Annotated in this window: 11 protein-coding genes; 7 read left to right on the top strand and 4 right to left on the bottom strand. The window is 61.9% G+C overall.

Going from position 1 to position 11,398, the window contains the following annotated elements; all coding sequences use genetic code 11:
* Positions 1 to 3: 3 nt before the first annotated feature.
* Positions 4 to 624, bottom strand: coding sequence for a TetR/AcrR family transcriptional regulator (locus ATE48_RS15115; protein WP_066772904.1), 621 nt, complete (start codon positions 622 to 624; stop codon positions 4 to 6).
* 104 nt (positions 625 to 728) lie between these two features.
* Between ATE48_RS15115 and ATE48_RS15110 the strand changes: the two genes are divergently transcribed.
* Both ATE48_RS15110 and ATE48_RS15105 read left to right on the top strand, forming a co-directional pair.
* Complete coding sequence (locus ATE48_RS15110) at positions 729 to 1,217, top strand: PaaI family thioesterase (protein ID WP_066772902.1); 489 nt, start codon at positions 729 to 731, stop codon at positions 1,215 to 1,217.
* Positions 1,214 to 1,765, top strand: coding sequence for a PaaI family thioesterase (locus tag ATE48_RS15105; RefSeq protein ID WP_066772900.1), 552 nt, complete (start codon positions 1,214 to 1,216; stop codon positions 1,763 to 1,765). The genes ATE48_RS15110 and ATE48_RS15105 overlap by 4 nt, the downstream gene beginning before the upstream one ends.
* A 355-nt stretch (positions 1,766 to 2,120) precedes the next feature.
* Here the strand turns inward: ATE48_RS15105 and ATE48_RS15100 are convergent, their stop codons facing one another.
* Positions 2,121 to 2,999 (bottom strand): branched-chain amino acid aminotransferase, encoded by an 879-nt coding sequence (locus ATE48_RS15100; RefSeq protein WP_066772898.1) that lies wholly within the window; start codon positions 2,997 to 2,999, stop codon positions 2,121 to 2,123.
* Between the two features lie 206 nt (positions 3,000 to 3,205).
* Here ATE48_RS15100 and ATE48_RS15095 point away from each other — a divergent pair, with 206 nt between their 5' ends.
* From ATE48_RS15095 to ATE48_RS15080, 4 genes are all read left to right on the top strand, one after another.
* Positions 3,206 to 3,913 carry a response regulator gene (locus tag ATE48_RS15095; protein ID WP_066772896.1) on the top strand — a complete coding sequence of 236 codons (708 nt, stop codon included), beginning with the start codon at positions 3,206 to 3,208 and terminating at the stop codon, positions 3,911 to 3,913.
* Complete coding sequence (locus tag ATE48_RS15090) at positions 3,913 to 5,256, top strand: ATP-binding protein (RefSeq protein ID WP_066772891.1); 1,344 nt, start codon at positions 3,913 to 3,915, stop codon at positions 5,254 to 5,256. The genes ATE48_RS15095 and ATE48_RS15090 overlap by 1 nt, the downstream gene beginning before the upstream one ends.
* Positions 5,257 to 5,349: 93 nt before the next feature.
* Positions 5,350 to 6,717 (top strand): Hsp70 family protein, encoded by a 1,368-nt coding sequence (locus tag ATE48_RS15085; protein WP_066772889.1) that lies wholly within the window; start codon positions 5,350 to 5,352, stop codon positions 6,715 to 6,717.
* On the top strand, positions 6,714 to 7,466 hold the full coding sequence (locus tag ATE48_RS15080; RefSeq protein WP_066772887.1) for a 7-carboxy-7-deazaguanine synthase QueE: 753 nt from the start codon (positions 6,714 to 6,716) through the stop codon (positions 7,464 to 7,466). The genes ATE48_RS15085 and ATE48_RS15080 overlap by 4 nt, the downstream gene beginning before the upstream one ends.
* On the opposite strand, the gene ATE48_RS15075 is transcribed toward ATE48_RS15080, so the two are convergent.
* Positions 7,463 to 8,440, bottom strand: coding sequence for an isopenicillin N synthase family dioxygenase (locus tag ATE48_RS15075; protein WP_228126646.1), 978 nt, complete (start codon positions 8,438 to 8,440; stop codon positions 7,463 to 7,465). The two genes, ATE48_RS15080 and ATE48_RS15075, sit on opposite strands and share 4 nt — an antisense overlap.
* Positions 8,441 to 8,815: 375 nt before the next feature.
* Here ATE48_RS15075 and ATE48_RS15070 point away from each other — a divergent pair, with 375 nt between their 5' ends.
* Positions 8,816 to 9,883 carry an ATP-grasp domain-containing protein gene (locus ATE48_RS15070; RefSeq protein ID WP_083197554.1) on the top strand — a complete coding sequence of 356 codons (1,068 nt, stop codon included), beginning with the start codon at positions 8,816 to 8,818 and terminating at the stop codon, positions 9,881 to 9,883.
* Here the strand turns inward: ATE48_RS15070 and sthA are convergent.
* Positions 9,880 to 11,352, bottom strand: a complete 1,473-nt coding sequence (gene sthA, locus ATE48_RS15065; RefSeq protein ID WP_066772881.1) for a Si-specific NAD(P)(+) transhydrogenase — start codon at positions 11,350 to 11,352, stop codon at positions 9,880 to 9,882. The genes ATE48_RS15070 and sthA overlap by 4 nt on opposite strands.
* Positions 11,353 to 11,398: the final 46 nt, after the last annotated feature.

Genomic DNA, 11,398 nt, shown 5'->3' with positions numbered 1-11,398 from the left:
AGATCAAGTTTTTTGGGCCGCGCCTTCGAGGCCCTTCAAGAGAAGGCCAGTTACAAAGTTTGCCGCAGCGTCAATATCCTGCGGCGAACGGCGCAACATGGCCGACCCAACCTCTTGCGCGATGCCGATGCAGGCGCAAGCCAGATAATCAGCGTCTACGCGCGGCGCATCGCCGTGGGCGATCGCGTCTTCGAGGCTTTGGCGCACTTCCTGGTAAACAGCGACCATCTCGGGCGTGTCCATGCGGATGATGTGCGGGCGGCGCTCTTGGATCGGGCGCCCCTCAAGCTGGTTGTCCTGCACGATGAAATGCAAGTACGCGACGAAAGCGGAGTGGAGATAGTCTTCGAAGCTTTCGGCGTTCTCGCGCGCCATGCGCAGGATCGGCCGGAAGCGTCGCGCGCCATCATCGGCCAGCGCATCGAACACTTCTTCCTTGGACTTGAAGTAATTGTAGAAGGTGCCGCTCGCGAGGTCTGTGCCGCGGATGATGTCGCGGACGGTCGCGGCTTCGTAGCCGAGCTCAGCGAAGACGGCGCGCGCAGCCACAAGGATGGCCTGCCGGTTGGCCACCTTGGTCTTCTCGCGTTTGCCGATCGGCTCGATGTCCGCCGTCTCGCTCATCGCTTTCCCCAGATGACCCGTTCGCAATGCATAGCGTCACAAAAGTGACGAAACGTCAATTTGAGACAATGGCGGCGGGCGCCCAGCACTGCTAGCACCGTGGGATGAGCGATGAGCCCACCTCTTATGCGTCGAGTGACGACCCGCTACAGCGCGTCCGCGCCATGATCCAGTTTACGCCACAAGCGGCGGCGCTGGGCATGCAGGTGAGTCGGATCGAGCCGGCGCGGGTTTGGGGGCTTGTGCCCTATCGCGAGGAGCTCATTGGCGATCCGGAAACCGGCGTGATCGCCGGCGGTGTAATCACGACGTTCCTGGATACGCTCTGCGGCACGGCTGCGGTTGCGGCGATGGAGCAGCCGACCACGGTGGCGACCATCGACCTCCGCATCGACTACATGCGCCCAGCTACGCCGCAGCGCGATGTGCTGGCGCAAGCGCATTGCTACAAGCTGGGCAGAAGCGTCGCATTCGTGCGGGCCACTGCCTACGATGAGACGCCGAACAATCCGATCGCGCACGTGGTGGCGGCGTTCATGGTCAATTCGAACGGCGGCCGGAAATTCGGCGCGAACCTGCGAAAAAAGAAATGAGCGACACGCCGCAACAGCGCGTCACCGCAGCGATCACGCGCATCCCATACGCGCGCTTTCTTGGCATTCGCGCTGAGCTCAAAGGCGATGAGCTGACATTGATCATGCCGTTCAGCCATCATCTTGTTGGCAATCCGCTGTTGCCTGCATTGCATGGCGGCGTTGTCGGCGCGTTATTAGAGGTAACGGCGCTGACGCAGCTAGCGATTGCCTCGAAGAGCGACAAATTTCCAAAGACGGTCGATATCAGCATCGACTATCTGCGCTCTGGCAAGCCCGTCGATACTTACGCGCGAGCGCGCGTTGTAAAGATTGGACGCCGGATCGCGAACGTTCAGGCCGAAGCCTGGCAAGGTGAACGTACGCAGCCAATCGCCGCGCTGCACGGGCACTTCATGACGCCGGAAGTGGAAGAGCCGAATTCAGCAACGCCCGAGGTCAGCGCATCGCCGCTTGAAAGCGCGCCAGCTGCTAACGTTGCGAGCGAAACAGCGAACGCGACAGCAAGCGCCCAAACCAAGAAGCCCGTCAGCGAGCCGCCGAAGTGATCCAGATAGCGTGAACCGTGCGAAGCGATGTAGGCGCCGACTTGGAACGCTACGAGCTGCGCGAACGTCACATAGAGGCCGCCGCCAATCGAGATCGTCTCGTCCTGGCTATTGATCTCGTAGGGGTTGAAGCCGAAGCGCCTATGGCGAGGCCAAGCACGTTCAGCAGAAAGCCACAGCGATCGCGGCGACTGCGCCGGCGAGAATAGTGGACCATTGGATCAGCGGATGCGCGTAATGGCGCCGATGATCGTGTAGTCGCGATCAAATCTGTAAGCGACCATAGCGCGTCCCCGGCCGAGAAAATCTCAGGCCGGGAACGAGGCGCCATGGAGTTAGTTCCGTGGAACTCTGATCAGGCCGCGTTTTTTCGGCGCGTGAGCGCGGCGAAGTCGTTGAGCAGCATCTCGGTCATGTTCGACGGCTTGAAGTTCAGGCCGGCGATTTCGCGCACCGGAGTAATCTCGGCGGCGGAACCGGTGAGGAAGCACTCGCTGAACGTCGGCAATTCGTTCGGCCAGATTGCACGCTCGACAACTTCGATACCGCGCTGGCGCGCCATGCCAATGACGGTTTGGCGCGTGATGCCGTTCAAGAAGCAATCCGGGTACGGGGTGTGCAGAACGCCATCCTTCACGAAGAAGATGTTGGCGCCGGTGCCTTCGGCGATCTGGCCACGCCAGTCGAACATCATTGCGTCGTCGAAGCCGGCGTCGGTCGCGGCGTGACGCGAGAGCGTGCAGATCATGTAGAGGCCGGCCGCTTTGGAGTTGGCGGGCGCTGTGTCGGGCGCCGGGCGGCGCCACGGCGCGATCATCAAGCGCACGCCCTTCATCTTGTCGGCGAAGTAATCGCCCCAGATCCAAGACGAGATGGCGACGTGGACGTCATCGCGTTTGGCCGAGACGCCCATCTGTTCTGACCCGCGCCAAGCAATGGCGCGCATGTAGCAGTTCGGCGTGCCTTGGCGGGCGACGAGTTCGGCTTTGGCGCGATCGATCTCTTCAACACTGTAGGGAAGCTTGAAGCCCAAAATCTTCGCCGAGGTGTGGAGACGTTCGCTATGCTCGCGGCTCTTGAAGATGGCGCCGTCGTAGGCGCGCTCGCCTTCGAACACGGCTGAGGCATAGTGCATGGCATGCGTGAGTACGTGGACGCGAGCATCGCGGTGGGCGATGAATTCGCCGTCCATCCAAATCCAGCCTTCACGATCGTCGAAAGACTGCGCCGCCATGCGTTCCTCCTCTATGATCGGGCCTTGCCGATCGATTGCGCCGGTGGAATTGTGCGGCGCAACAGGGTTGGTTTTTCAGAGTATTGTGTGTCTCGCGGCATGAGTGTCAACGAACTTGCATTGACCTTGGCATGGTTTGCCTTTGATTTGAGCAAATCAGGGTGGATTGCACCTGCTTTGACCCAGGTTTCAGGGGGCCGCGGCACATGACAACCGCGCCAGCCTTCGACGCCTTCGACCGGCCGCCCCACCTGCTCTTGGTGGATGACGACGACCGCATCCGCGAATTGCTGAAGAAGTACCTCTCGCAAGCCGGGGCGCGGGTCTCTGCGGCGGCCGACGCGGCGGGGGCCCGGAAGCTTCTCGACGGTATGGATTTCGACCTGCTTATCCTCGATGTGATGATGCCGGTCGAAGACGGCTTCTCGCTGGCGGAAAGCGTCCGGAAAACGTCCAAGGTGCCGATTGTATTCATGACGGCGCGCGGGCTGGCGGAAGATCGCATACGCGGGCTTTCGATTGGCGCGGACGATTATGTGCCGAAGCCGTTTGAGCCGGCCGAGCTTGCGCTGCGCATCAACGCGATCTTGCGCCGGACGGTTACCGCGCGCGGCGAGGCGCCGGAGATCGTCACCTTTGGACCGTTCACGTTCAACGGCGCGCGTGGCGAGTTGGCGCGCGAAGGCGCAACGGTTCGTTTAACCGAGGCGGAAGTGGCGTTGTTGCGGATTTTGGCGCTACGGCCGGGCGAAGTGATAAGCCGCGAAGAATTGGCCAAGCGCACGGGCGCAGGCCTTGAACGCTCCGTCGATGTGCAAGTCACGCGTCTAAGGCGGAAGGTTGAAGTTGATCCACGCGCGCCGGTGTTTCTGCAAACGGTGCGCGGCGTCGGCTACAGATTGGCGGCGGATTGATGGACGCCGCACCGAAGCCACGCATGCGCTTTCGCGACATTCTGCCGAAGGGACTTTATTGGCGCACGCTGCTGATCATCGTCGCGCCGGCGGCGCTGCTCCAGCTGATCATCACGCTCGTATTCCTCGATGATCACTGGCAGGCGACGTCAAAGCGCATGAGCCAAGGCGTGGCGGCGGACGTTGCGCTCATCATTCAGCTTTATGAGCGCAATCCGACGCAAGAGAACTTTGAATCGCTGCGCGAATACGCGATGCGGCCGCTAAGGCTCGAGATCGAGCTGCAACCCGACGCCGAGCTTGCGATCCCACGTTGCCGCGGCTGGGGTTCGACGCTCGACGGGTACCTGCTGCGCGCGCTGCAATCGGATATCAGTCGTGAGGTTTGGTACGATTCCACCTGCCCCGGTCCGCAGGTGCTCATTCGCGTGCCGATTGAGAACGGGGTGCTGCAGCTCAAAGCGTATCGTGACCGCGTGCAGGCGCGTTCGGGACCGTTGTTTGTCACTTGGATTTCGGGCGCGACGATCTTCCTCATTATCGTGTCGGTGATCTTCATTCGCAATCAAGTGCGGCCGATCGAAAATCTCGCCGATGCGATGGAGCGTTTTGGGCGCGGTGAAGACACGGGCTATATCCGCGCACGCGGCGCGCGCGAAGTGCGCGGAGCGACGTTGGCGTTTCAGGACATGCGCCAGCGCATCAAGAAGCACATCGATCAACGCTCGCAGCTCTTGGCGGGCGTCAGCCACGATCTGCGTACGCCGCTGACGCGGCTGAAGCTGCAACTGGCGATGATGCCGGACTCTCCCGAGATCGAAGACATCAAGCGCGACCTTGCCGAAATGGAAGAGACGCTCGACGAGTATCTCACTTTCGCAAAAGGATTGGCCGACGAGACGCCGGAATTGGTCAACATCACCAAGGTGGTGGAAGAAGTTGTCGCCGACACCGCGCGCGGCGGCGCCGATGTAGCGATTGAGAGCGGCGCAGCTTCGATCTCGACGCCTGGCCGGGCGCGCGCGCTGAAGCGGTGCCTTGCAAACCTCATCGACAACGCCGCCGCTCACGGCGACCGGGTGCGCGTCGCGATCTCCAGCACCGAGACAGCGATCACCGTCAGCGTCGACGATAACGGGCCCGGCATTCCTGAAGAGCTCTACGAGGAGGCCTTCCGCCCCTTCTCGCGGCTGGATGAGACTCGGTCCCGAAACCAAAAGGGCGTCGGCCTCGGGCTTGCGATCGCGCGGGACGTAGCGCGCAGCCATGGCGGGGATATTTCGTTGAGCCAGAGCCCCTTAGGCGGATTGCGCGCGGCGCTCCGGCTACCGCGCCCGGCCTAAGGCCCTGTGGATAAAACCACCCACAAGAGCGCTCTGTTCTTTCGCCGCGCGCTGCATTGGCGCTAAGCGCCCTGGCATCGTATAGGGCATGGCATGGACGATACGGGCGAACGTGATTGGACCTCCCGGGCGAGGATTTGCATCGACTTCGGCACAGCTTTGTCGAAGGCGTCGATCTGCCTTGATCCGATGCTGCCGCTTGAGGTTGGCGTAAAGCCATTGCCGATCGGCGCCATCTCCGGCGCCGAGCATCCATTGCTCACGCCGTCGGTCATCTACGTGGACGACGGACGCGTCTATTTTGGCCCCCAAGCGCTGCAACACGCTCATCGCGGCGTCGAAACAGCGCGCGATCCGCTGATCTCGTTCAAGACCGTTCTCGGCGCCACCAACGTTCAAGAAGCGCTGCAGACCAAGCTTCGTCCGTCGATGGACCCTACCGGCACGTTCAAGCATCGCGACGCGCTGGTGCTTTACATCGCCTACCTCGATCAACTCATTCGCGAAGCGCTCGATCTTGCGCCCAACATGCCGGGCGGCGTGGTAAATTCGAAGCGGCGCTACACCAGCCCAGTATGGCGGCCGGGTAGCGGCATCGATGTGGCGTTCGAGCAGATCTTCAACGAGGCCGCCGCCGTCTCGCAGCGTCTGGGGCGGCAGTTCTTGCTGCAAGGCGAAGGCATTTCCATCGCCCAGTGCAAAGACGCGCTTGAACGCGCCGCACAGGCGCCGGGCAACGCAAATCTCGAAACCGGCATCTTCGAGCCGCACGCAGCGGCAGCGGCGGCGCTGGCGTTCACCTCACAACCGACGCGCTTTGTCATCGTTCTCGACATCGGCGCCGGCACCAACGACATGGCGGCGTTCGATTTCGACGAAAGCGTCGAGCCGCCATCGCTCAGCGAAATCAAGGAAGCGCGTCAATGCAGCGCGCTGGCGGGCGATGAAGTCGACCGCATTCTGATTGAGCTGATGCTGCGCAAGGCCGGGTTCGACCGCAACAATCCGGACGATATGCGAACGCTCCGCGCCGCCCGCCTGACCGCGCGCGAATTGAAGAAAGACATCTTCCGGCACGGCAAATGCACGATGCGCGTCGGACGCAAGATCATCACCGTTCTGGCCAAGGAATTGGCTGAGGACCCCAACTTCCGCACCTACCAGCAGGCTTTGGCGCAAACGATCGCTGCGAGCCTTCGGGTCGTTGCGCAGCACGCGCAATCCGTCGGCGCTACCACGATTGACGTCGTGCTCGCGGGCGGCGGTTCGCACCTGCCCTTCCTGACGGCGCTGGTGCAGCACGCCGGCGCCAGCGTTGCGCCGGGGATCACGCTGCGCATTGGGCCGCTTTCGCCAGCCAACCCACTCTACACCAGCATCGACAGCACGCTTCGCGATGTCTTCCCGCAGATCGCCATGGCGGTCGGCGGCGCGCTGGTGGAGATGATGCCGGCGCGATGAGCGCTACGCTCAAGCTCGCGCGCAACGATCAGGGCGAGCCGGAAATCTTCCGCTCGATACAGGGCGAAGGCCGCGCCATCGGGCGGCCGCGCACGTTCGTGCGCCTCTCAGGCTGCAATCTCCACTGCGTGTGGTGCGATACCGCCTACACGTGGAACTGGAACGGCACGCCGTTCGCGCACGAGCGCGGCGTGAAGTTCGATCCCAGCGCGGAGATGGTGAAGATCGATGTCGCGGATGCGGCGGCGCAGATCTTGGCGTTGCCGAGCGAAGGCGTGGTGATCACCGGCGGCGAGCCCACGTTGCAGGCAGATGCGTTGATTGCGTTGATCGATGTGTTGCGCGCGAGGGCGCCGGACCTGCTGATCGAGTTTGAGACCAATGGTTCGATTGCGCCTAGTGGTGCGCTTTGCGAACGCGTTGATCTCTTTATGGTCTCGCCGAAGCTCGCGCATTCGGGAAACGACGCAAGTGTTGCGCTGAATGAGCGTGCGCTCTCGGTTTTTGCGCAGCTCCCGAGCGCTTATTTCAAGTTTGTGGCCAAGACCTCGACTGACATCGAAACGGCGGCGGCGATTGCGAAGCGCTTTGGCGTACCTGCCGGGCGCGTCTATATCATGCCGGAAGGCACGACGCCCGAAGCGCTCGATGCACGCGGGCCCGGCTTGATCGACGCGACCCTGGCGTATGGGTTCAGCTACAGCGACCGACTGCACATCCATCTGTTCGGCCAGAAGCGCGGCGTCTAAATCGCCTCGCGCGCCAGATCTGGAAATACCTTTGAGACCTTGCTCATCAGATACTCGCCGTACGTGCCGCTGAAGGCGTGCACGTTGGCCTGATCCCAGCGCTGACTGCTATCGTCGCGGGCGACGGCGTGGGCAGGCAACGGCACGATGTCGGCGTTCCAACCTGGATCGAAGAAGAACGGAAACGAGAGTCGGCTCTTGCCACTGATGTTGCGAACACGGTGCGGGGTCGAGCGATACGCGCCGCCGGTTAGCCGATCGAGCATATCGCCGATGTTGCACACTAAAGCGCCTTCGATTGGCGGCGCTTCGATCCAGCCTTGGGGAGTCTTTACTTGCAGGCCGCCGTTCTCGTCTTGCGCAAGGAGAGTGAGGAGCCCGTAATCGGTGTGTTCGCCGACGCCCCAGCTTTCGTCGTCTCCGGCGGGATACTCGAACACGCGAAAGAGCAATGTTGGGTCGCTGGTGTAGGTGCGCCGGAAATACTGAGCCTCGAGACAAAGGCTAAGCGCAATGCCTTGCATGATCGCGTGCGCGGAGCGTGTAGCTTCGTCCATGAAGGCCAAAACCGCGGCGCGCAATTCCGGCACAGCTTCCGGGAACTGATTGGCGCCGTGCAGCGGCAAGCCGGCCGCGACGCGCGGATCGGAAACGCCGAGCTCTTCGCCGAAATATAATCCCTGCTTACGATCAGGTTTGCCGCTGGTGAGTTCACCGCCAACAGGAAAGTAGCCCCGCCACGCGCGCCCGCCTTTCGCCATGGCGATTTTCATCTTCTCCGCCTCAGGGAGCGCGAAGAACGTTCTGCTGACTGAGTTTAGTTTTGCTAAAGTCTCGGCGCCGATCGCGTGCCCCGTTGCGTAAAAGAAGCCTAGATCTTCGCATGCGCGTTGAATCTCGCGCGCGACGCTGTGCGTTTCGCCATCTTCGAGCAGTGGCGTAACATTGATGATCGGCAATTCAGTGTTCGGCATGACACTCATATAATGCTTAGGCGCCCACTCAACGCGCAGAGCTATGCGTATGAGAGGCCAGATGCACCTTGGCGCTGAGGATTTCATCCTACATGATTTCGGAGCAAATGAGAGGATGCCGCCATGCGCAGCCGTCAAGTTTCACGAGAACGCCGCGCGTATTGCTGCGCCACTCAAGAGCCCGAACGCGCTAGCGTGAGAGGCGAAGACAGGCCTGCGCGCTAGCGGGCCTCGGGCCGGGCCAACGCGACGAGTTTCTACCCCCGTCATACAAGCGTTGCGTCCGGCCCCTATCATCTCGCGGGCCGCCACGCGCCCGGGAACAAAACCACCTCTGACGCGTAGATATCCGACGCGCTTTTTGTGGGGATTGCCGTGCGCTGCTGGCTCTTTTTCAACCGGGACCTGGGTCCCGACGTCCCGGAAGCGCACGAAGTGCGGCGCTTCCAAGAAGCGGCGAAGGCTCTCGACATCGAATTGCTGGTTCTGAAGCCAAGCGAGTTCGATCTCGTCGTGGATTCAAAACACAGCTGGTCGGCGATCTATCAGGGGCGCGAGCTCTACAAGCCCGATCTGATCATCCCGCGCTGCGGTAGCGAGACGAGCTATTTCACGCTCGCTGTGCTGCGCCACTTCGAACGCCAGGGTGTGGCGATCGCCAATAGCCCGGCTGCGGTGGAGTCCGTCGCGGACAAGCTGCACACACTGCAAGTGCTGGCGGGCGCGAAACTGCCGATACCGAAAACCATTCTCGGCAAGTTTCCCGCCGACGTCGATCTGGTGCAACGGGAGCTTGGGTTCCCCGTCGTGGTGAAAAAGCTGCGCGGCACGCGCGGCGCGGGCGTCGTGCTCTGCAACAGCCGCGGTGACTTCGACGATCTCGCGGCTTTGCTTGATGGCGCAACTGCCGCTTCAGACTTCCTGTTTCAGCAGTACATCAAGGCCAGTCACGGGCGCGACGTGCGCGTGCTGGTGATCGATGGGCGCGTGGTGGCCGCGATGGAACGGCAATCCACCGATGGAGGCTTCAAGTCGAACATCTCGCTGGGCGGCAACGCCAAACCGTTCACGCCCTCACCGCAAATGGCGGAGCTTGCCGTGCAGGTTGCGCGAGAGCTAAAGCTCGACATCGCCGGCATCGATATTCTGCTCGACAAAGACGGCTATCGTATCTGCGAAGCGAATTCCGCGCCGGGCTTTCAAGGGCTGGAGAAGGCTTGTGCGATTGACGTTCCGGAATTGGTGTTTCTCGCCATGGGCCGGAAGTTCGGCTTGCCGGTGCGCCACTCGGAGCGCTGGGAACAAGCCATCGACCGCGCGGCGCGGGCGATGTTCTCAAGCATCAGAGCGCCGATCAGCGCCGCTGACCTGATCGACGAGGCGCCGCAGCCACTTGCGCCAATTGCGGCGCGTGCGCGCCAGCGCCGCAAGCCGGCAACCTAACCGTTCGACGCGCGGTTGATGCGCGCAACCGCCAATGCGGCGATCTCTTGAAGATCGTGCACGGCCGGACGCTCTAGCGCCGGCATGCGATTGAACGCATCGAGAGCGGCAATTTTATAGGCCTCGGCCAGGGTTGGGTAATTGAACGTGTTCTCGACGAAATAGTCCAAACCACCGCCGAGATTGAGCACCGCCTGGCCGATGTGAATGAGTTCGGTCGCGCCCTCTCCGACGATGTGCACGCCCAGCAAGCGGCGCGTGTTCAGATCGAAGATCATCTTCATGAAACCGGAATTCAGCCCCATGATGTGGCCGCGCGAGGTCTCGCGGAAGCGGGCTATGCCGGTTTCGTAGGGGACACGCTTTTCGCGCACCTGCTCTTCGGTCATGCCGATCGTGGAAATCTCCGGCACCGAATAGATGCCATATGGAAAAAACTCCGGCGGCGCGTGCGCCTGCGCGCCGAACGCGTGGCAGGCGGCGATGCGGCCCTGCTCCATCGATGTCGATGCAAGGCTTGGAAAGCCGATGACGTCACCGACGGCGTAGATGTGCGGAACGCTTGTGCGGAAGGTTGCCTTATCGACGGTAAGGCGCCCGCGGTCGTCAGCGACGAGGCCCGTCGCGGCGAGATTGAGAGAGCCGGTTGCGCCGACGCGGCCGGCGGCAAAGAGAACCATGTCCGCAAAAATCTGGCGCTGATCCTCAAGCTGCACCAAGCAGCTCGCGGGGCCGATCTTCTCGACGCTCACGGCTTTGCTATTGAAGCGAAGGCTGACACCGCGATCTCGAAGATCGTGGATGAACTCGTCGACGAGTTCGCGATCGACGAAGCCCAGCAAGCTTGGCCCGGGCTCGATCACCGTAACTTTGACGTCCAGAGCGGAAAAGATGGTCGCGTACTCGATGCCGATAACGCTAGCGCCTATCACGGCCAATGAACGCGGCAAGCGGCGGAGTTCGAGGACTTCGTCAGCATCGACAACGCTCTCGCCGTCGAATGGAATTTGCGATGGCCGATAAGGCGATGTGCCTACGGCGAGAATGATGCGGTCGCCGTGGAAGTGACGCACATCGCCGCGATCAGCGATAACTTCGATGGCGTTCGGCCCGAGGAAGCGTGCATCGCCGGAAACCCAGGTGACGTTGTTGCGGGCGAACTGATGCTCCAGCACTTCCACTTCATGATCGAGAGTGATGTGAAGCCGGCGGCGCAGATCTTCGGCGGTGATGTCGGCCTTGTTGCGGTGGGCGCGGCCGTAAAAACCGCGTTCGCGCCAGCCAGAGAGGTTGAGCACGGTTTCGCGCAAGGTCTTGGATGGGATTGTTCCGGTATGCACACAAACGCCGCCAACGCGGCGGCCGCGCTCGATCACCAAAACACTCTTCTTCAGTTTGGCCGCTTGCACCGCCGCCCGACGCCCGGCCGGGCCTGAGCCAATGACGATAAGGTCATAATGCTGCGCCATGGCGGCGATGCTTGGACCGCATCGCTCGCCAATACGTTAATGTGGG

Origin of the sequence: Candidatus Viadribacter manganicus, from assembly GCF_001679665.1 — a bacterium.
Classification (GTDB): Bacteria; Pseudomonadota; Alphaproteobacteria; order Caulobacterales; family Aquidulcibacteraceae; genus Vitreimonas; species Vitreimonas manganica.
The sequence above is the reverse complement of the archived record's forward strand: the minus strand, read 5'-3'. Positions and strand labels throughout refer to the sequence as shown.